At 48.7% G+C, this 20,516-nt stretch carries 16 protein-coding genes; 8 read left to right on the top strand and 8 right to left on the bottom strand.

Annotation, left to right across the window (positions count from 1 at the left end; translation table 11 throughout):
* Positions 1 to 101: 101 nt before the first annotated feature.
* The 4 genes from D4L85_RS18010 to D4L85_RS17995 all read left to right on the top strand — a co-directional run bounded on the left by D4L85_RS18010 (position 102) and on the right by D4L85_RS17995 (position 6,032).
* Positions 102 to 1,748 (top strand): UxaA family hydrolase, encoded by a 1,647-nt coding sequence (locus tag D4L85_RS18010; RefSeq protein ID WP_119755604.1) that lies wholly within the window; start codon positions 102 to 104, stop codon positions 1,746 to 1,748.
* Positions 1,749 to 1,943: 195 nt separating this feature from the next.
* Positions 1,944 to 3,323, top strand: coding sequence for an SGNH/GDSL hydrolase family protein (locus D4L85_RS18005; protein WP_160143808.1), 1,380 nt, complete (start codon positions 1,944 to 1,946; stop codon positions 3,321 to 3,323).
* Complete coding sequence (locus D4L85_RS18000; protein WP_119755602.1) at positions 3,320 to 4,588, top strand: GDSL-type esterase/lipase family protein; 1,269 nt, start codon at positions 3,320 to 3,322, stop codon at positions 4,586 to 4,588. Before D4L85_RS18005 ends, D4L85_RS18000 begins: the two co-directional genes overlap by 4 nt.
* Positions 4,566 to 6,032: an MBOAT family O-acyltransferase gene (locus D4L85_RS17995; RefSeq protein ID WP_119755601.1), complete on the top strand. Its 1,467-nt coding sequence runs from the start codon at positions 4,566 to 4,568 to the stop codon at positions 6,030 to 6,032. The genes D4L85_RS18000 and D4L85_RS17995 overlap by 23 nt, the downstream gene beginning before the upstream one ends.
* A gap of 101 nt (positions 6,033 to 6,133) precedes the next feature.
* Here D4L85_RS17995 and D4L85_RS17990 read toward each other — a convergent pair whose 3' ends face one another.
* On the bottom strand, positions 6,134 to 10,174 hold the full coding sequence (locus tag D4L85_RS17990; RefSeq protein WP_119755600.1) for a cold-shock protein: 4,041 nt from the start codon (positions 10,172 to 10,174) through the stop codon (positions 6,134 to 6,136).
* Between the two features lie 173 nt (positions 10,175 to 10,347).
* Positions 10,348 to 10,770 carry a helix-turn-helix domain-containing protein gene (locus D4L85_RS17985; protein ID WP_119755599.1) on the bottom strand — a complete coding sequence of 141 codons (423 nt, stop codon included), beginning with the start codon at positions 10,768 to 10,770 and terminating at the stop codon, positions 10,348 to 10,350.
* A gap of 168 nt (positions 10,771 to 10,938) precedes the next feature.
* Here D4L85_RS17985 and D4L85_RS17980 point away from each other — a divergent pair, with 168 nt between their 5' ends.
* Positions 10,939 to 11,238 carry a hypothetical protein gene (locus D4L85_RS17980; protein WP_160143807.1) on the top strand — a complete coding sequence of 100 codons (300 nt, stop codon included), beginning with the start codon at positions 10,939 to 10,941 and terminating at the stop codon, positions 11,236 to 11,238.
* A 15-nt stretch (positions 11,239 to 11,253) separates the two neighbouring features.
* Here the strand turns inward: D4L85_RS17980 and ligD are convergent, their stop codons facing one another.
* On the bottom strand, positions 11,254 to 12,180 hold the full coding sequence (gene ligD / locus D4L85_RS17975) for a non-homologous end-joining DNA ligase (RefSeq protein ID WP_119755597.1): 927 nt from the start codon (positions 12,178 to 12,180) through the stop codon (positions 11,254 to 11,256).
* A gap of 467 nt (positions 12,181 to 12,647) precedes the next feature.
* On the opposite strand from ligD, the gene D4L85_RS34450 reads away from it, so the two are divergent.
* Together D4L85_RS34450 and D4L85_RS17965 are read left to right on the top strand one after the other, a co-directional pair.
* The gene (locus tag D4L85_RS34450; RefSeq protein ID WP_160143806.1) at positions 12,648 to 13,115 is read left to right on the top strand and encodes a hypothetical protein; all 468 of its coding nucleotides are present in this window, start codon (positions 12,648 to 12,650) and stop codon (positions 13,113 to 13,115) included.
* A 122-nt stretch (positions 13,116 to 13,237) separates the two neighbouring features.
* Entirely contained in the window at positions 13,238 to 13,864 is a 627-nt protein-coding gene (locus D4L85_RS17965; protein ID WP_119755595.1) for a fibronectin type III domain-containing protein, read from the top strand.
* Positions 13,865 to 14,383: 519 nt separating this feature from the next.
* Here the strand turns inward: D4L85_RS17965 and D4L85_RS17955 are convergent.
* From D4L85_RS17955 to D4L85_RS17945, 3 genes are read right to left on the bottom strand one after another with little or no spacing between them, the layout of a single operon-like run.
* Positions 14,384 to 15,088 (bottom strand): LamG domain-containing protein, encoded by a 705-nt coding sequence (locus tag D4L85_RS17955; protein WP_119755594.1) that lies wholly within the window; start codon positions 15,086 to 15,088, stop codon positions 14,384 to 14,386.
* Positions 15,089 to 15,095: 7 nt separating this feature from the next.
* A complete protein-coding gene (locus tag D4L85_RS17950; protein ID WP_119755593.1) occupies positions 15,096 to 15,437 on the bottom strand; it encodes a cupin domain-containing protein in 342 nt (113 codons plus the stop codon).
* A 1-nt stretch (position 15,438) separates the two neighbouring features.
* The gene (locus tag D4L85_RS17945) at positions 15,439 to 16,638 is read right to left on the bottom strand and encodes a DUF4861 domain-containing protein (RefSeq protein WP_119755592.1); all 1,200 of its coding nucleotides are present in this window, start codon (positions 16,636 to 16,638) and stop codon (positions 15,439 to 15,441) included.
* A 213-nt stretch (positions 16,639 to 16,851) separates the two neighbouring features.
* Here D4L85_RS17945 and kduI point away from each other — a divergent pair, with 213 nt between their 5' ends.
* The gene (gene kduI, locus D4L85_RS17940; RefSeq protein ID WP_119755591.1) at positions 16,852 to 17,682 is read left to right on the top strand and encodes a 5-dehydro-4-deoxy-D-glucuronate isomerase; all 831 of its coding nucleotides are present in this window, start codon (positions 16,852 to 16,854) and stop codon (positions 17,680 to 17,682) included.
* 230 nt (positions 17,683 to 17,912) lie between these two features.
* Here kduI and rseP read toward each other — a convergent pair whose 3' ends face one another.
* The gene (gene rseP / locus D4L85_RS17935) at positions 17,913 to 19,283 is read right to left on the bottom strand and encodes an RIP metalloprotease RseP (protein ID WP_119755590.1); all 1,371 of its coding nucleotides are present in this window, start codon (positions 19,281 to 19,283) and stop codon (positions 17,913 to 17,915) included.
* 44 nt (positions 19,284 to 19,327) lie between these two features.
* A complete protein-coding gene (locus D4L85_RS17930) occupies positions 19,328 to 20,497 on the bottom strand; it encodes a 1-deoxy-D-xylulose-5-phosphate reductoisomerase (RefSeq protein WP_119755589.1) in 1,170 nt (389 codons plus the stop codon).
* Positions 20,498 to 20,516 lie beyond the last annotated feature (19 nt).

Raw genomic sequence — 20,516 nt, 5'->3', positions numbered from 1 at the left:
TATAGATATTTATGCAGGATTCATCCAAATAAAATTTTTCCGTACTAAAATTTTAGATTTATCACTTGCAATCGATTGCGCAAGATAGTTTTTTTACCAGTATGTCAAACACGTTTTTAAAGATTCACCCGGCCGACAATGTGTTCGTCGCGTTGACCGACCTGAAAGCCGGAGAAAAAATTTCGTACGAAGGCAAATCGCTCGTTTTGAAAGACGATGTGAATGCCAAACACAAGTTCGCCGAGAACGATCTGGCGCCCGACGACGAAGTGTTCATGTATGGCACCGTGGTGGGCAAAGCCACACAGCCCATCAAACAGGGCGGTGTGATCGGCACACACAATCTCAAACACAAAGCCGCGCCCTATTCCGGAAGAACGAAGACCTATCAATGGACGCCGCCCGATGTTTCGACATTCAGGAACAAGACGTTTATGGGTTTTCATCGCGCCGATGGCCAGGTGGGCACCGCCAACTATTGGCTGGTGATCCCTTTGGTCTTTTGCGAAAACCGGAATGTGGAAATGATCCGCCAGGCCTTCCAGGACGAACTGGGGTTCACCAAACCGGATGTGTATAAGAACTATGTCCACGACCTGGTCAACTTATACCGCGAAGGCAAGACCGAAAAGCTCGCCGACGTGCGTTTTCAGCCGGCCACGGAAGTGCCCTCGAAACGGGTGTTCAAAAACATCGACGGCATCAAAGTGCTAACCCACCAAGGAGGCTGCGGTGGCACACGCCAGGATGCACAAACGTTGTGTGCGTTGTTGGCGGGCTACATCCACAACCCCAACGTGGCCGGGGCGACCATCCTAAGCCTGGGCTGTCAGAACGCAGAAATAAAAACCATCCAGGAAAGGCTGGCCACACTCGACCCGAAGGGGTTGAAGCCCGTGATCATCCTGGACCAGCAGCAATCCGGCACCGAGCAGGAGTTACTGAGCCAGGCCATTCAAAAAACATTCCTGGCCCTCATCGAGGCCGACAAGACCGAACGCAAACCCGCGCCACTGAATAAACTTGTGGTGGGCCTCAAGTGCGGCGGCTCCGACGGCTTCTCCGGTATCTCCGCCAACCCCGCCATCGGGCACACGTCCGATTTGCTGGTTGCTTTAGGAGGGAGCACCATCCTTTCCGAGTTCCCCGAGCTTTGTGGTGTGGAGCAGGAACTCATCAACCGCTGCGAGGAAGATGAGGCCGGCAACCGGTTCATCCAACTGATGCGCACCTATTCCGATGCCGCCGAAGCGGTAGGCTCCGGCTTCGACATGAACCCTTCGCCGGGCAACATCAAGGACGGCCTCATCACCGACGCCATCAAGTCGGCCGGTGCCGCCAAGAAAGGTGGTACCGCGCCCGTTGCCGATGTGCTGCCCTATGCCACCTACATCCGAAAGCCCGGCCTAAACCTGCTGTGCACACCCGGCAACGACGTGGAAAGTACTACCGGCACCACGGGGTCCGGCGCACAGATCATTTTGTTTACGACCGGCCTCGGTACACCCACGGGCAACCCCGTGTCGCAGGTGATCAAACTTTCCACGAACACGCGACTGGCCCAAAAGATGCCCGACATCATCGACTTCAACACCGGCCAGATCATTTCGGGAGAGAAGACCATCGAGCAGGTGGGCGAAGAGATCCTCGACTTCATCATCGAGGTGGCCAGCGGCCGCACCACGGCAAAGTCCGTCGCCCTGAACCAGGATGATTTTATCCCCTGGAAGCGCGGCGTTTCACTGTGACCATCCTCATCCACTATTTCAGTCTTTACTCCGGTTTACCCACTCGGCGTAAAGACTGAATACTACACCGTCCCTGATTAGCGTTGATCCTTTGCCGAAGCCGCTCCCCGAAGCAAGAGTGCGTATTTTTACTAATTTTGCCGGAATACTTTTTCAGGATCCGGTGGTCCGGCTTCATTTTTTTAACCTTCTTCTGTGACTCGGAATAAACTGCATTACGTCTTCGGTCTCTGCCTGATGGTCATTGGCTTCCTGCTGATGCTGTCGTGGGTGAAGCCGTTTGCGATTGGTGCGTTGCGGGTTAAGAAAGTCGACCCGCTTGCCGACGTTCGGCTGACCGTGCCCGACACGGCTTTCGCGGAGCTGGACTCCCTGCAGCGCGACTCTACGTTCCAGAAAGTGGATTCGCTGGCGAAGGTGGTACGGCGGGGTTGTCCCATCGGGATCACCTGCATCGAAGATTATTCCCCCGACAGCACGGGGATCCGGAATTTCGTGCGGGCCCTGAGTCATATCAAAGACCAACACAATGCCGTACGCATCGCGTTCTATGGCGATTCCTTTATCGAGGGCGATGTGTTCTGTGGAAGCTTGCGCGACACGTTGCAATCCGTTTTTGGAGGTGAAGGGGTGGGCTATGTCCCGCTCACGTCGGAGGTAGCCGGCTTCCGCACCACCATCAAACATCAATTTGAAAATTGGAAAACCTACTCGCTGATCAGCAAGAAAGACTCCACCGTGACGGTTGAACTGGGACCGGTGGGCTTCAGCTTTGTGCCGCAGGAAGAGAATTGGGTGGAATATAAACCTACACACCATCGTTTTCTGAAGACCTTCAACACCATCAAGCTTTACTATAAAAATCAGGGCCACGCCAGTGTGGAGTACACACTGAACGATACGATCACCTCCACCGAAGAACTAAAGACCTCCAACAAGCTCCAGGAGTGGACCCATAAAGGCAAAAACATTGAAGCTGTGCGTCTCGCGTTTCTTCAACCCGACAGCCTGAATTTGTTTGGCGCAAGCTTCGAGTCGCGCAGTGGTGTTTATGTCGATAATTTCTCCATGCGCGGAAATTCGGGCATCGGCCTCTACAAGATCGACGAGAACATGTACAAAGATTTCAACCGCTATCGCGATTATAAATTGATCATCCTGCAATATGGCTTGAATGTGGTGTTGGAAGATTCGATGAACTATGGGCGATATGCTCACGGTATGATCAAGGTGGTGAACAAACTGAAGAGCGTTTATCCCAAGGCCAGCATTTTATTGATGAGCGTCAGCGATCGCAGCTCCAACACGAGTGGTGAATACAAAACCATGAAGGCTATTCCGATCATGCGCAATGCACAACGTCTGGTGGCCGAGCGCACCGGCATTGTTTTTTGGGATTTATACGAAGCCATGGGTGGCGAGAACAGCATGGTGAAAATGACCGAGGGCAAACCCGCCCTGGCCGCCAAAGACTACACGCACCTCAACTTCAAAGGCGGCCGGAGGCTTTCGGGCAGGATGGCCAAGAGTCTTCTGTATGAATTGGAAAAGTATAACAAACGCCACAGGAAATGACGATGACCGCCGCCTCACCCAAAACCAGCTTATGCGCCGTCGCGATGACGATGCTGCTGCTATGGGCAACGACGCACCCTGCCCAAGGCCAGGGCACGGTCAACTTCACGTTCCCCTCCTATGGCCTGGCGAACGATACCATCAACCTCATTCAAAACGCAGATTATCTCGACAGCTTTTTTGAATCACTGCTGCAATTGAAAGCCACCGGGCGTGGCAAGGTAAATATCATTCACCTCGGCGACTCGCACATCCAGGCCGACTTTATCACCGACGTCGTGCGACGCAATTTTCAAAACGACTTTGGGAACGCGGGGCGTGGTCTCATTGTGCCGGGCCGTGTGGCCGGAACGAACGAACCCAACAACATCCGGACGGGATCGACCACCACCTGGAAAGCCAAACGCTGCACCTATCCCGAACAGCCTTTGCCCATCGGGATCGGGGGCATTACCGTAAGCACAGAAGAATCGGACGCGCGCATCTCCGTGAAAGTGGACAACACCTTGAACGACTACAGTTTTAGTTCGGTCACCTTGTTCTTTCAAAAAGATCCCAGCAGCTACAGTTTCTCCGTGAACGATGCCACGGGCCAGGAGCTGGGCATCACCGGTCCCTACGAAGAAGGGATGGCCAACGTGTCGCGCATCGAGTTGAACAATTGCGTGGACCAGGTATCCATCCAAGCCGTAAAATCAAACGACGATCAAAAACAAGCCACCCTTTTTGGGATCGAATTGGAGAATGGCAACGACGGTGTGTTGTATCATGCCATCGGGGTGAACGGTGCCAAATACAAGCACTACAACGCCGCGGTTCACTTTGCCAAACAGACAGCGGCACTCGACCCGGATCTTTTTATCATCGCCCTGGGCACGAACGAGTCGGTGGAATATCCCTACCTCGACCCTACCCTGCTCTATCACATCGACAAGCTGGTGCAGTCGTTGAGAGAAGTCAACCCCGAGACAAAATTTATCCTGGTCACTCCCCCGGATGCGTTTCGTAGAAAAGTGAAACCCAATCCGGGCGTAGAAAAAATCAGGAACCAGATCATTCAATATGCAGTAGAAAACGGGCTGGCCTTTTGGGATTTCTACAAGGTGGCCGGTGGCAAACATTCCGCTGCCAAGTGGCGCGAGAGAGGCATACTGCGCCCCGACGGCATTCACTTCACCAAAGAGGGATATGAATACCAGGGGAATTTATTATACGAAGCGTTTATAAAAACCTACAATCACTATGTTGGGCTTCGACATCCATAAGCTGGCAGAACAATTTGTCTATCATGCCGACGAGCCCCTGTTGTTCAACAGCGGGTTCTTCCTGTTTTTGTTTACGGGCTTCATCTGGGTCTATATCGTGCTCAGCCCGATGCAGCGGCCGAAGCTGATCTTTGTGACGCTTTTCTCTTTGTACTTCTATTATAAATCGAGTGGCGGTTATTTCGTGCTGCTCATCTTCGCGGCCGTGGTGGACTTCACGTTAGCCAAATGGATCCACGCCAGCACCGACCCGTGGCGGCGAAAATTCTTCATCGTCCTGACATTAGTGATCAACCTGGGTTTGCTGGGCTATTTCAAATACAGCAATCTCCTGTATGAGACCTTTTGCTTTATCGCCGACAAGCCTTTCGAACCCTCGGATATTTTTCTGCCGGTGGGGGTTTCGTTTTTCACCTTTCAATCGCTCAGCTATACGCTTGATGTTTATCGCGGCACATTGAAGCCTGTCGACCACCTGGTCGACTACGCTTTCTTTGTATCGTTCTTCCCACAGCTGGTGGCCGGGCCAATTGTACGCGCCGCCGATTTCATCCCGCAGATCTACAAACCCACGGTCGTGACCAAGGAAATGCTGGGCCGCGCCGTCTTTCTGATCGGCTGCGGACTTTTCAAAAAGGCGGTGATCGCCGATTACATCAGCGTCAACTTTGTCGATCGGGTATTCGACGCGCCCGCTCTTTACACCGGTCTTGAAAATCTTTTTGCCGTGTATGGGTACGCCCTGCAGATCTATTGCGACTTCTCGGGCTATTCCGACATGGCCATCGGCATCGCGCTGTTGTTGGGCTTCCACTTCAACATCAACTTCGACTCGCCCTATCAATCGAAGAACATTACCGAGTTCTGGCGGCGTTGGCACATCTCGTTGTCGTCGTGGTTGCGTGACTATTTGTATATTTCATTGGGCGGGAATCGGAAAGGAAAGGCCCGCACCTATGTCAACCTGATGATCACCATGCTACTGGGTGGTTTGTGGCACGGCGCGTCATGGCGTTTCCTGATTTGGGGTGGGTTGCATGGGGGTGCGCTCGCCTTTCATAAATACATTACTGAAAAGGTCGACCTTTCATGGCGCGGCTGGCACATTGCAGGCGTAGTCATCACGTTCCACTTCGTTTGTTTCTGTTGGATCTTCTTCCGCGCGCCTGATCTGGGCACAGTAGGACAAATGCTGGCGCAGATTACCACCCACTTCAAGGCGCAGATTTTCTTCGACTTTATTGCAGGCTATAAAGGTGTGGTCTTGCTGATGCTGTTGGCGTATATACTGCATTTCATGCCCAAGCGCTTCGAATTCAGCGCCGAAGAAACCATTACACGCATGCCCCTGGTGGCGCAAGCTGCTTGTCTCACGGCTGTGATTCTGTTGGTGCTGCAGATGAAAATGGCGGGGGTGCAGCCTTTTATTTATTTCCAGTTCTGAAATCTGGGTGAACTAGATACTGAGAACTCAAGCCCATTCCGAGCGAACCAATCGAAATCCTCCGAGAAATATATAATTCCATCGACGTCTCTCATTTCGCACTAGGCAATTTCAATGTTATGAGCAATTAACCCCTTGTCAGTTTTCTTCAATTGAAACGTGACTTTGGCTTTGGTTTTCAATTTTTCAAAAATCTCTGGCCTTTCATTATTTTTATGAAAAAAATACCGCTTTCCATCTTCTGCTAAAATATCTCCCATGGAAACCTTAGGCAGCTCACGTAGATTTACAATTATACCATTCATTCTCCCACCTAGAATAATCTGTTGCCTTGGTTTCTTCTGTGGCAACTCTATGACCTCGGGTACATTAGGCAGCCCATCGTTGCCCCCAGGAACCGTTACTTCTTCCTCAGCTACGACGCCAGCAATTTGTAACTCTTTATTCTTTGGCGCTTCACCAACGAACCTAACGCTGTAACTATCGGCTAGTAAGCCGTCATAACTAAAGCCCAAGTAAAACTCCACTTCACTGTTCAAATCACTCCGAGTAAGTTTGGCTTGAGTTGGACTAAAAAAGACTTCAAGCTTGTCCGCCAGGACAATCAAACCACTTCCATCGTGACGAAACTCGGTAAAATATCCCCTAACCAATTCCAACTTGCCATCCTTTTCCTCGGATTTAAGAGAATTACGATGTACCAATCGTTGTAGGTCATTTCCTTTTCCGTACCATTCCAAAATCGTGGTATTACCTCTACCCTTCGCCTTACACTCTTTAATCAAATTAAAAGCATCAATAGTGTCATTTGTATAACCTTCAAGAGCTCTAAATACTTTTAAAACGTAAAAATAAAATACTGAATCCGTGGTAATACTATTGATCTTCCATTTGCCAACGCGACTGAGGGCATCCTCCAAGGAGATGCGAGATAGTCGCGCAGCTCTAAACCACAGATAAAAATTTCTCTCGTTGTCAGGCTCGCTGTTTATATTTTGCTCCATTAAAGAAAGGAGATCGTTCAAAACCTTATTGTCGCTGATTTGAATCTCCCTCTTAAAGTAAATTCTGACTATCTGCCTTCTTATCCTTCCAGGATTCCTACTTTTATCGAGTTGGCTCCTGAGATTCTGAAGTATTTGATTGTAGTTATCATACAGTTCCAATAACTGGTTGGAACACTCTTCCACTTTTGAGCTATCATCATCTGTAATATGAATACGCCTTATCTCTTCCAGCAAAGACTCGGCAAGATCAAGCCAATCGATAAATGGCTCCTTAATTTCCGCCAGAAAATCGCCCTTTGATTTGTCCGCTATCTGCGCGCCAAAATCTATTGCGCGTATTAACATTTGAATATGAGCCACATAACCATGCTCATCCGCCTTGTTCTGTTTTCTTGCAATCTGTCTTGATGTCTCAAATTCTTTTGCCGCACTGGGAATTAGTTTATCCAGTATCTCTTCATACTCATCGGGGTTATAAGTCCCCTCGCGAGACTTACTCTTTGTGTTTTTGTCCATAAGATCGAAGATTGTTGACCTTATACACATCCCCTTTATATGGTGTAACAAAGAGTCTTGAATGTCCATCGCTTCGGATAGTCTGATTGCCTCATCAGCATATTTTAACGCCAGCTCTCTATTTTTATCGTAATAAGCATAAAACCGCGCTAGATGTGAGCAATAGTGCGGATTGTCTGGAAAAGTCTCCTTTAATGTTTTGAATAAGCGTTCTTTATCCTCGGTGGCAGTAATATCTCTGATGATGTCTGTAAATGCTTCTCCCGCGCGGTCTCTCCGTGACCCAATAAACAACTTCTGAAAAAGTTCCTCTGTATAGTCTGCCGTCAATGACTCAGAGACACTATCCTCAATTAATTTGATGCAATAGTCCGCTAAATTTTGCTTCCAAATTTCAGGATTTACAGACTCGCCTCTCAAAAGCTGCTCTTTTAACTCCTTGGAAAGAAATGGGTGCCGAATCTTCCAGACTTTCTGATTTCCCTCGGTAAAGGAAATAATAAGAGAGCTGACGATAGATGAATCTTCTGAAAAATATTTTTCGAGATTTATTATGGAATTTTTTCCTCCCTCCTTAAAAACAGTTCTAAAAAAGGATGCCGGCAAGCCTTGACCTAAGTAACTGTCGCAAATCGACAAATAGAGCAGCACTCTTTTTTGTTCTTCCTTGCCACGAACCTCCTCAACAAATTTTTTTATAAAGTCTTTTATGGCTATAAATTTCTCCTCAAATGTCACCAAGCCAATATAAAACGGAGTTTTTTTATAGTTGTCTGTCGAGTTAATTATTTCATCCAATTCCTTTGCCTTGTCCTCTTCAGTCTTGGGATTGTTGTATTCCGAGAGGTAAGGCTTATAGGCTCTCACTAAATCAGCAGCATCATTACCCCAATCGTTAACGTACAAATCCCTCGATGGCGGAATAGGCCTCCCTCTTTTTACGACCAAAAATACAACTGGTCTTGAAGAAGGTAATAACTTATACAATGACTCAACCTCGTCCGACGAGATAGCTTGCGGAACCTCCATTACTATAAACAAGGTCTTTCGAGTCAATTGGTGAAGCTGAACTATTTTACTAAGAGTCTCTTTATCCCTGTATTTTTTCAGAATGAGAGTCGGATAGCTATCATGAATCTCCCATGCAATTCGTCTGGCAATTGTACTGCCTCCATATCCCGCTTCGTGAATCAAATTCACCTTCCCCCGCCCATTCTCAATCAATCGCTCGATTGGCTTCACATATTTTTTGACAAAATTTTGTCTCTCTACATCAAAACGATACTTTATCCCAAACCAGCTAATTTTGTTCTTACCACATAAGAACTCTCTTTTATCCTCATCCGTGTCACTTGCTTGTGGCAGGGCTTTATGCAGAACTTCAAAATCATCTTCTAACTGAAAAAATTGTTCAGCCGTGAGCTGGCCCGTCACGTCTTTCGATTCAGAGTTTTCAAGAAATGGTATCAAATATTGATTTAGATGTGGATTTGTTATGCCGAAATTTGAACTAAAATTGACAATTCCTTCAGCAATATCAGAAATAGATATTTCCACTTTTACTCCATTCGCATCTTCAATTGTTTGCCCAAGGTCGGAAAGGTTCGATCCTACAAAGACAAAAACCACGTTGTCTCCAAAGTATTTATATATTTTGTCTATCAACAAGGCAACATGCTGCCTTGAATTATACATAACAACAACTATAGTCTTTTGAGCTGGCAATTGACTAGCAAAGTTCATCAGGAAGGAATCAATAGGCTTTTCGTAGAGTCGGAACCAAGCCCTATACTCCTTAACTTCTGGCTGACCGGAACCTTTAAAGTTATTTATAAAATAATGATAGTGAGATTGACTAAATTTTGAAAACATCCTACCCTCAATGGGATCGGAGACCTTAATTTTTCTTGGCTCAATGTCTCTATCGCTAAACGCCTTCGAATACAAGCCGTTCTCCAAAGATTGATAGTCAAAATCTATAACCAGGTCCCATGGCGGAATACCCAATTCCTTGAGCGCGTTACTTTCCGCCTCAGAAGCCCTGCCAGTTATTAAAATATAATTTCGTTCCTCTTTTGTAAATTTGTCGCATGAAAGGTAAAATGTATCCCAATTCTGAAAGTCAACCATCTGATAGTCTGAGACACTTTTCAAAGCTAGATTCTCATCTACATATTGCGTTACAAACTTTCCAAGCTCTAAGAAGTACTTTTTCTGTATTTCGAAATCAGGTCTACTTCCCTTATGCTTGGCCTCATTTGTCAAAACCTTTTTATTGTCTCTTAGAAAAACAAAATCAACCGTGGGATCAACTAGGTCGTTCACAGTTTTGTACAATTGGCCATTGTCATTACCCTCCTTGTCAATGTACCGTCCGATCAATTCATGAATATCTACGCGGCTTACATTAAAATATTTTTGCTCAACAGCCTTAAGGCTGGCCGACAAATGGTGCTTCATGGCATACTCAAGAGTTTGTGAGATGGCCTCCCCTGCGTTTCTTGAATGCCTTACAGCTTCGTCTGGCTGCCCTTTTTGAATTGCCATCTCGGTCTTCGCTATTTCATAAGCCGCGTCATTGTATCTTTTTCTAATAACATTCTTATCCTTGTAGTCCATAGTAGAAACTTGATTATATTAACCAATAAGAAAGCCTCTTCCCAACCTGGAAATACAGATTCTGTAGCGTTTCGACCCAATTAGAATCTAAAGAAAGCAGATACCGAGGCATCCATTCCTAGAATACGGCTATATCTTGAATACTTTTACCAGGTTCAGCGAGGAAAAACGCCCTACCCCTCCTTTCCAAAAATTCTACTTAACAACGCAATCTTCTCATCTTTCTCTTTCAACAACGCCTCATACAATTTCCGCTCATTCTCGTGAGATTCGATTAGTTTATCCAACGGATTAAACGTACAGTGATTATTTGGGCCGACAATACCCGTGCTTGAATCGTAGTTATATTGAGTAGTGTTGATCACCCGTTCCTCGCTATACTCCTTAATCTCCTCCACCGAAACCTTTAATGCCCTGGCCACTTCCTCCAAGATATCCGGATCAATAGTCGCCTTGGCCTCCAGTTGTGAAATCTTCTTCTGCGTCCACGGATCGCCCATCAAATCAGCGAGTTCATCTTGCTTGAGTTCGCTCTTTTGGCGAAAGTGCCGAACATTTCGGCCGAGGTGAGCTTTGGGAGTTTCTTCGGTTGTCATGTTTACAAAGATAGATCATTTTGGAATTTGGCAAAGGGGCGTTCGCGCAATGTCTGCAACCGCGTATAGCCCCGTATAGTACCCTACGGATAAGGCTGTAGCGGCATAAAAAAGGGATTGCAGCTTTCAGTGCCTGGGCCGAGGTTCAACGTACAAAACAACATCACCATGAAATCCACAAGCACCATCGGCACGGACATGCATAGCATGCCGCAAACCTTCCTACTGCCTGCCTCCACACCCCTCACCGAAGAGGCGGTAAAACTGCTACACGATATGTTTACGAACCTGCACCCTTTCGATGTGCGCAATACGTTGCTCGAACTCTATCACACCTATGTGCGCCACGAACACGGCAACTTACCAATCAATTTCGATGAAATGACGGCCCACTTCTTTTGCCTTGACAACATCTTGAAACTGCTTACAGAAAAACAATTGAGCGGAAACGCAGATGGACCAGCATAGCACGGTGCACAGTCCTTATTTGTCCCCCCGCAACCCCAAAAACGACGGATGCCTGATATGCCCATCGTCCGTGATCTCGGCATATTGAACCTGCACCGAAAACTTCGGCTTCGTCCAATGAAAGCCGTTGTCTTTTTTTACTGGCTCGTCCAACGGGCATTCGTCAACTTCGAGTAGCTGTATTTTATTGAAAAGGCTTTTCAATTGCACAGCCGTAAATCCCGTACCCACTTCGCCAGCAAATATCAATTTGCCGTCTCGCTCCTGCGCCAGTATCAACGCACCGAAATGCTGCCGGCTTGCCTTGGGGTCAGTCCAGCCGATGACAATGAAGTCGTCGACGTTGATGTTTTTTATTTTCAGCCACTCTTTCGAGCGTTTGTCGAGGTAGTATTTGCTGTCGGCTCTTTTGGCGATGATGCCTTCGAGCTGGATCTTGCGGGCTTGTTCGAACAAGGCCTTGCCATCGCCCACCACGTGGTCGCAATACTTCACCACGTTGCCATTGGGCAGGGCCGCCTTCAACAGTTCTTTGCGGTCGGCAAGCTTTAGCTTCGTCAGGTCTTTGCCTTGCAGTTGCAGGCAGTCGAACACCACGAATTGTATCGGCACGTTCTGCGTGCTCTTGTAGTTTTGAATGGCCTGGAACGACGGCAGTCCGTCGCGAAAAACCACCACCTCGCCATCGAGTATTGTTCCGGGCAGGTCGATCTTGATCAGCTCGTTGTATACTTTCGGGTAAGCCTTGTTGTACGACAGGCCGTTGCGCGAATAGAACCGCGTGTTGGCTCCATCCAGTTCGGCGATGGCCCGGTAGCCGTCCCATTTTATTTCGAAAAGCCAGTTGGGGTCGTCAAAAGCAGGTTGGTCGCTCAGGGTGGCACTCATGGGCGAGATGAACTTCGAGAACTTAACGCCTCCCTCGATTTTCACGTATTTCATGGGGCTCCGTGTGGATGTACATTTTTAAAGGTACTGCAATTTGACTTCAGTTTAAAAAAAAACATGCCAGTTTACCGACGATATTTCGTCGTTTGCCAACGAGCCAACGAAATATCGTTGGCAAAACCGGCCGAACGGAGAATGGTCATTAAAGTTTGAAGATGGCTTCGAATAATTTTTTTGATGTCATTTCACAGGACCGTCTTTAACAACTCAACCGAAATCATACATTCACTGAAATACAATTGCATTTTCGCGATGGCTCAGCGCTCGCCTTTTTCGAATTCTTACTTATAGCATATATAATTTTCTTTCCGTTCGTGCAACTTCTCTTCGTGAAGAAAGCCAGTTCATTCATCAGCGTTCAAGGCGGTGTATTCTTTCCTGCGCCTACTTCACTTAGTTTTCATTTTCTTCGTCAATCTCAACCGCAAGTTTGATCGATCTAGATGCAACGTTTATCAATCTTGCCCCGGGCCTTCATTGGATTTTCCATTTTCCTGATCCATTCCAAGGCCATCACGATCGATCCTGCATCAGCCTTCATTGAGTTTTTCATTTCCCTGATCGATTCCGAGACCATCGCGATCGATCTTGCCCCGACCCTCATTGTGTTTTCATCTTTCCCGATCGATTCCGAGGCAATTTCGATCCGTCTCACCGCAATCTTCATCGATTTTACTTCAATCTTTATGAAGAAAAACGCGAACGTCGTTGCGTTCATCATCTTTTGCATTACACTAGCGGAAAGAATCATTGTGCTTTTGATCCACCAGCTTCTTGCTGCGTTCATCCTGCGTAACACATTGTCGTGGCAAATCGATGAATGCATGGCGGATACAGGGACACCCTATAGTTATACTTTTTGCGTTGACCCATGCACACAGCGGCTTGCAAATTGCCGTTGCTACGCCCGCGCAAACGGCGTTGCATGAGGCGCGCGACCTTACAATGTATCCTTTCTATTTGTTCTCTTAAAAAACGTCAGTTGGCACGACCTGGCAGGGCTTGGTACGGCGATTGAGAAGGGGTTCGGCAAACGTAAAAAACAATTTCTATGAACAAAGTCATTCGCGTAGCGCTGTACCTGTCTAAACTTTCTGATGAAGCACTGGAAGTGAAGGTTCAAACGATCATCAAGAACATGACCAACAACGCAAGCTTTCCCGCACCCATTGTCGAACTCGATGCTTTACAAGCGGCGCTCACTGCTTTTCAGGCAGCGTTGGTTGCGCAGCGCGCCACGCCCGTAAAAGAAAGCACGTCGCGTAAGAACGACATGCGCGCTGCACTCGAACAAGCCTATCGCATTCTGGGAAATTTCGTGGAATCAAAAAGCAATAACGATCGCACGATATTGTTGAGCACCGGCTTCGAGGTGCGCAAAAGCTCGGCGCCCACGGGCCGCCTGGAAAAGCCGACCGATTTACAAGTAATCGTCACCAACAAACCCGGCACGGTAAAGGTGAGTGTCTCGAAAGTTGCCGGGGCCACGGGTTATCTTTTTCAATATGCGCCCAGCCCGGTAACGGACGAAGGCCAATGGAAAACGATCTCGAGCACCTCGCGAACCAAAATGATCGATGGACTTGAATCGGGCAAGGCATATGCCTTCCGCGTGACGGCCATTGGCGCCGATCCAACGATTGCCTATTCGGATACGGTGACGCGGTTTGTGTCTTAATCCATTCTTCCGCAGCAGGCACGGCACGTACTTGCTGCGGAGAATTTTTATACCGTATGATTCCGGTGCAGCCGTTCATCTATTTCCAATTCTAATTCAAAAAGAGGGCTAATAGCTGCGGCTAACCTGGAGCAAGCCGGCGATCTTTATTTTAAGTTTCGCTCTTTTAAAAGATTTTCCAATTCCTGATTATCGTATTTCGACTTATTGATCAATCTATAGGCAAAAAATAAAGGGATTAGTGTAAAAAATCCCAAACTGTTTTTCATAATGCTGTAAAATACAATTCCTATAAGAAATCCAATGAATACAGCATTCGTTATGGAAATTGATTTTATTTTTTTTGCCTCTTGTAACAATTCCTGGTCTGTTAATTCTGATAGGTTTCTTTGTTTCATTTCCTTTATTTGGTCGTGATCCTGTTTTGCTTGTCTACTTGTTTTACCGGGCCCTCGTTGCCAATCCTGCAAAACCACCGGCGCCGTCGGAGTTCTTCGCCAAACGCTCGCTGATCCATTCTTACTTCTTCTCCTCAAACACTGTCGTTCCTTTCTTGTCCACTTCCTTCGCCCAAATCCGGATATTATCAATCTTCCCACTATCATCAAACGACCCAAACCCAACATAACCTTTACCGAAAGTCGTGTCCTTCGCCTCCTCCACTAAAGTGCCGTCGAAAAACACTTTGATCGTACCTTCCTCGATGCTGCGCTCCACGCGCACTTTATGCCAAACATTTTGTCCCCAAGCAACGCCTTGCGTCGTGAACGTGCTGATGTTGGTGCGCGGCGCATTGTTCACCAGCATGATCTGGTGTGCATTCGGGTCCATGGCCGTGGCAATGTGGGTGTAGTAGAAATGCGATGGGTCGTTGAACCCGAAGATGATGCACATGTCGCGGTGGCCGTATTCACGTCCCGTTTGCAACATGTCCACTTCCAGCACAAAGCTGCCCACTTGCAGCGTCGAAAGCAGGCCAATGGTGTGCGGCGATCGAAAAGGCGGTGTGTATCCATCGCTGATGCCGGTAAACTCCAACGCCATGCCCTTGTCTTCTTTGCTCAACAACCACTTGACGGGTTGTGTAAAACGAAAATCTTTTAGCGCCTTTTCAGAATTGAAATCCTGCTTATAAACTTCCTTATATCCCTTGGGAATTTCTTGTGCGACCAATGAAGAGGTGGCGAAGAACAGGCAGAGTGCCGTTGTGCAAATTCGGTTCATGGTATTTTTATTTTGGTAAAAATTCTTCTCTGATGGGATTAAAACTATCGATGATCCTCCCCGTCTCCGAAAGGAGCTGAATCTTGTGGAGCTTGCCGGAAGGCACGCTGAACATGTCGCCGGCTTTTAAGCGCTGGTCGGGTTCGCCTTCACAAAAAAAGATCAGCTCGCCGGAGACAACGTACGTAATTTGTTCATGCACGTGGTGATGCGGCGGCTCAGGCACCGGCCAGGGGCCTTTGTCAAAGTCGAGCACCACCACCATGAGGTCATTGGTGTGGATCACTCTTCGTTGAACACCGTCCCTTACCTGGAAGACGGGCGCATCATCGGCTATCAGAACAGGCATGCTATTTTTTGATATATTTTATTTTTACAGGCGAAGCCAATCGCTGCGCCATCTCCGTGAGGTAGGCCGTCCACTTTTCGAACGTATCGAAACGACCGGCTTTCTTCCATCCAAAACCATTGTAGTAGATCACTTTGCCATCGATGGGTTTGGCGATCACATACAGGTGACTCAAATCTTTTTTCTCTGTGCGGAATTCCTGGAAGCGGATCACATCCTGGGGGTTGATGATCACGCCCGTCCCCAGATAAGAATCATCGAGCGGTTCCCAATAGCTGGTCCAGCCGTGGATGGAGTCGGTCTTGGTCTCTCCTTTCTTATCATGAAGCGTGATGCCGATGGTGACATTGGGAAGCGGCGCCGACGTACTGAGTCTTAATTCAACTTTGCTCATCTGCGTGCCCAGGTCGATGGTGATCCGTTTGGTTTCGTTCACCGTGATGTCGTCTACCTTCCAGGGCGCATAGGTAAGCTCGAAGACTGTCCGGAGTGGACCGTTGGCGAGTCGCTTGTAGGTCGTGAAATTTTTTGAAACATAAAGGGAATCATTTTTCCAAACACCAATGCCTCCATTTCCGCGGCTGGCGCCCACGTGATAGTTGTCCAATCCTTCGCCGTCGTCGTGGTGATAGGTGCCACCGGTCTCGCCCTTTTTATACCACTTGTTGATGATGGGATAGTCCACGCGTTTCAGCCAGCAATCTATTCCGCTGGAAAGCGTTCCACCGGGTTGATTTTCGTCCACGAGACGCTGGGCTTCGGGGCCATAGGTGCGAAAGGCCACGCGGTCGTTCTCCCAGGCGTAGTCGTCGATGCGTTCGGGCACAAACCGGGCGTAGGTCCGCAGGGTTGTAGTGGTGTCGCTCATTTTTTCCGTCCTTTCAATGGACACCGTTTGGGTTTCCTTGGGTTTCAGGGTGGACTGAAAAATGATCTCGTCCGGCTTTCCGTCACCATCCTCATCCAACTCCTGGCTGGGCAATACATTTCCTTGCGCATCCTTCACTTGGAGGTGTGCATTTTTATAAAGAGAAGAATCCAGCAAATGCAGACTGAGGGAGATCACTTCGGTGCGCTCCAGGTCCAGTTCGTTGGTGAGCTCGATAGCCGCTCCGGGTTTGCTACAGGAAGCCAGGGCGATACATCCGGCGGCCAGCAGGGCGTAAGGATTCAACTTTGTTTTTAAAGGAGTTTCTTTCATGTCAAAGAGATGTTCAGCGCCGACGGGTTTATGCAAAGGATGTACATGTTATCAACTTATTCTCACAATGAAAAGTAAATCGTTTATTTTCTGCCGGAATCTGTTTTATGCGGTTGCCCCCCGCCTTCACGCTCCTGGATTTCATCCTCATCTCAACGGCAAAGGCATCATTTTAAATTTAAAGTATATTGCACCACCACTGCATCCGATCTTATGAAACACGAAATTCGCTACGCCATCCATCCCGACGCCGTAAAAACATTTCAAACCCAGCAACTTCGCGAAGCCTTTCTCGTGGAGAATCTTTTTCCTGAAAATGAGCTGAGCGTTTGCTACACGCACTACGATCGTCTGATCATCGGCGGCGCCAACCCCACCACGGCACCGATACAACTGGAGACGTTCAACGCGCTTAAAGCCGACTTCTTCCTGCAACGCCGCGAGATCGGCATCATCAACGTGGGGGGCAAAGGCAGCGTGACCGTCGATGGCATGGACTATACCCTTGAGAACAAAGAAGCGCTCTACATTGGCCGGGGCACCCGGGAAGTAACCTTTCAGCCCGGCGCCGACAAGCCGCTCTTCTATTTCAACGCCGCCCCTGCACACACTACCTATCCCAGGCGCAAGGTCACCTTGGAAGAGGCAGAGACCGTCACCATTGGCGCACCCGAAACATCCAACCACCGCACCATACGCAAACTGCTGGTGAATAGCGTGCTGGAGACCTGCCAACTCCAAATGGGGCTGACCGAATTAAAAACCGGAAGCGTCTGGAATACCATGCCGCCGCACGTGCATGACCGGCGAATGGAAGCCTATTTTTATTTTGATCTCCCCGCCAACCAAGTGGTGTGTCATTTTATGGGGGAGCCCGCGGAGACCCGACATTTGTTTGTGAAAAATAATCAAGCGGTGATCTCGCCGCCGTGGTCGATTCACAGCGGAGCGGGGACGAGTAATTATACGTTCATCTGGGGAATGGCGGGGGAGAATTTGGATTACGGGGATATGGATGGAGTGGCTCCGGGGGAGTTGAGGTAGTGCGAGTCAGGAGCCAGAATCCAGGAGCCAGAAGTCAGTAGTCAGTAGCCAGTGAAATTCGGGAGAGAATTTTAGAAGTCAAAATTCAGGAGGCTTGGGCTGGAACGCCGGGAGTTAGTAGTCTGGAATTGTGATAAGAAGCCGAGCTTGTTGAAGGGAACGGCAACGATATATATCTAAAAAAAGAAACCGGCAGTTTGATGGCTGCCGGTTTCTTTTTTTATGTGGGGTCAGTAGTTGGCTGATGTTTCTTCGGTGTTGTCGTCGTCGGACTGGAATCGCTTCATGATGTCGTTGGCGAAGATCAGGACCATGAGGGCAAGGAGGAAGACCATGCCGATCTTTTGGGCTGTTTCCAGGAATTTGTCGGAGGGCTTGCGACGGGAGATGATCTCATAAGAGAGGAACATCACGTGGCCGCCATCGAGGGCTGGGATGGGCAACAGGTTCATGAAGGCCAGCACGAGGGAAAGCATGCCGGTGAGCGACCAGAAGCGCACCCAGTCCCATCCGGGATCGAAGGCATTCATGATGCCCAATGGACCGGACAGCGATTTCTTGAATGACAATTGCCCGGTAACCAACTTGCCGAACGCCTTCACCTGTGTGAAAAGCATGACAAAGGCGCGCTTCGTTCCCATGGGGATCGATTCGCCTAACCCATAGGTTACCCGGTGCTTTGCTGCGGCAAAAAACTCTTTCACCTGGGGATAGTATCCGATGACCGGTTTTTTCTTATTGAAGGGTTCTGTAAACGTAAGCGTGCTTCCCGCGCGCAATACTTTGATCTCGATTGTTTTTGTCTTTATCGCGCGGACTTGCTTGAGAACTTCGTCCTGGTAGGCTACCGGCACACCGTTTATGGCGGTGATGCGATCGCCGTTCTGCAACCCGACTTTCTTCGCCATGGTTTTATCTTCCACGCGATCGACAACGGCCTCCACGCGGGGACCAATAAAATCCTCCGAACTTCCTCTCTCACTAAATTTTTCGATAAAGTTTGTCGGGATAGCAATTTCCATCCGTTCGCCATTGCGCTCGATGGTGTAGGACGTTGCGTTCAGTAAAGTTTCGGGTTTGGTGATATCATCCGCATACTCGAAATCCTTGCCGTTGATGGCCACGATCTTGTCGCCGCTTTTCAACCCAAGTGATTCGCCGATGGATCCCACGGCAAAACCGCCTCTTTCATTGATCACATCTTTCAGTAAATAGGTGTCACCGTAGATGTAGGTCAGGCCGATGAAGATCAACACGCCCACCACCACGTTCACGAAGATGCCTCCCAGCATCACAATGAGGCGCTGCCATGCAGGCTTGGCGCGAAATTCCCAGGGTTGGGGTGGAAGCTTCATGGCTTCGGTATCCAGCGATTCGTCGATCATGCCGGAAATCTTCACATACCCTCCCAGCGGTATCGCGCTGATCGCATATTCGGTTTCGCCCTTTTTAAAGGACCAGATCTTTGGAGGAAAACCAATGGAGAATTGCTCCACCCGCATCCCAAAATATTTCGCCGCCAGCAAGTGCCCCATCTCGTGCACCGCCACTAAAAATGACAAGCTCAAAAGGAGCTGCGGCAATTGAATCATCCATTCCATTCTGTAATCCTCGTGTTAAGTATGTTAAATTCCTTTAATTTCTGCTAAGACCTGCCATTTACAAACTCGGAAGCCCGGATTCGTGTCTCTTTGTCAGTATTTACGTAATCTTCGTAGGCAGGAGTCTTTATATAATCCATTTTTTCCAGGCATCGTTCCACAACATCCGACATCTCCAGGAACCCTATCCGCTCCTTCAAAAATGCTGCCACGGCTACTTCATTGGCAGCATTGAGCACGCAGGGCATGTTCCCGGCCCGGTTCAGGGCTTCAAATGCTAGCGCAAGATTACGAAAAGTTTCCATATCCGGCTTTTCGAAGGTCAGCGAGGGGTAGTTCAGGAAGTCAAACCGCGGAAAATCGGACTTTAGGCGCTCCGGATACGACATGGCAAACTGGATGGGCAGCCGCATGTCGGGCAATCCCATTTGAGCCTTCATGGACCCGTCTTCAAATTGTACCAGGGAATGAACGATCGATTGCGGGTGCACGATCACCTCCACCTGCTTTGTCGTAAGCCCAAAAAGCCATTTTGCTTCGATCACCTCCAGCCCCTTGTTCATGAGCGTCGCCGAATCGATGGTGACCTTCGCGCCCATGCTCCAGTTGGGGTGCTTCAGGGCCTGCGCCAGGGTCACCCCTTTGAGGTCGTGAGGCTTCTTTCCCCGGAAAGGTCCACCCGAGGCCGTGAGAATGATCTTTTCGATCTTATTGTGGAACTCGCCCACGATGCATTGAAAAATGGCCGAATGCTCCGAATCCACCGGGTAGATGTTCACCCCCTTTTCACGCGCCAAAGAAGTAACGATTTCACCCGCCACCACCAGCGTCTCTTTATTAGCCAGGGCGATGGCCTTGCCGGCTTCGATGGCTTTTATGGTAGGGCGCAATCCGGAGTAGCCCACCAGCGCGGTCAGCACCAGGTCGATGGTATCCATCTGCACCACCGAACTCAACGCATTTTCGCCGGCATATACCTTAATGGGTTCGGTCTTTAATGACTCCCGCACAAAATCGTAATGCTCATCGTTCACGATCACCACGGCATTGGGCTTGAAGCGGCGTGCCTGTTCCACCAACAGTAAGGCGTTGTGATGGGCCGTCAGCACCTCCACCTCAAACACATCGGGATGGGACGCGATCACATCCAGGGCTTGTGTGCCGATGGAACCGGTGGAGCCTAAAATGGCAATTCTCTTTTTATCTGTGGTCAAGCGGAGACTGATTTATCGT

It is taken from the genome of Chryseolinea soli, assembly GCF_003589925.1.
GTDB classification, from domain to species: Bacteria; Bacteroidota; Bacteroidia; order Cytophagales; family Cyclobacteriaceae; genus Chryseolinea; species Chryseolinea soli.
This window is presented reverse-complemented; position numbering and strand designations above follow the sequence as displayed.

Excerpts from the sequence above, each read along its gene's own strand:
- D4L85_RS18010 (WP_119755604.1), top strand. The coding sequence starts at position 102 with ATGTCAAACACGTTTTTAAAGATTCACCCGGCCGACAATGTGTTCGTC.
- D4L85_RS18000 (WP_119755602.1), top strand. The coding sequence starts at position 3,320 with ATGACGATGACCGCCGCCTCACCCAAAACCAGCTTATGCGCCGTCGCG.
- D4L85_RS17995 (WP_119755601.1), top strand. The coding sequence starts at position 4,566 with ATGTTGGGCTTCGACATCCATAAGCTGGCAGAACAATTTGTCTATCAT.
- D4L85_RS17990 (WP_119755600.1), bottom strand. The coding sequence starts at position 10,174 with ATGGACTACAAGGATAAGAATGTTATTAGAAAAAGATACAATGACGCG.
- D4L85_RS17985 (WP_119755599.1), bottom strand. The coding sequence starts at position 10,770 with ATGACAACCGAAGAAACTCCCAAAGCTCACCTCGGCCGAAATGTTCGG.
- D4L85_RS17980 (WP_160143807.1), top strand. The coding sequence starts at position 10,939 with ATGAAATCCACAAGCACCATCGGCACGGACATGCATAGCATGCCGCAA.
- ligD (WP_119755597.1), bottom strand. The coding sequence starts at position 12,180 with ATGAAATACGTGAAAATCGAGGGAGGCGTTAAGTTCTCGAAGTTCATC.
- D4L85_RS17965 (WP_119755595.1), top strand. The coding sequence starts at position 13,238 with ATGAACAAAGTCATTCGCGTAGCGCTGTACCTGTCTAAACTTTCTGAT.
- D4L85_RS17955 (WP_119755594.1), bottom strand. The coding sequence starts at position 15,088 with ATGAACCGAATTTGCACAACGGCACTCTGCCTGTTCTTCGCCACCTCT.
- D4L85_RS17950 (WP_119755593.1), bottom strand. The coding sequence starts at position 15,437 with ATGCCTGTTCTGATAGCCGATGATGCGCCCGTCTTCCAGGTAAGGGAC.
- D4L85_RS17945 (WP_119755592.1), bottom strand. The coding sequence starts at position 16,638 with ATGAAAGAAACTCCTTTAAAAACAAAGTTGAATCCTTACGCCCTGCTG.
- kduI (WP_119755591.1), top strand. The coding sequence starts at position 16,852 with ATGAAACACGAAATTCGCTACGCCATCCATCCCGACGCCGTAAAAACA.
- rseP (WP_119755590.1), bottom strand. The coding sequence starts at position 19,283 with ATGGAATGGATGATTCAATTGCCGCAGCTCCTTTTGAGCTTGTCATTT.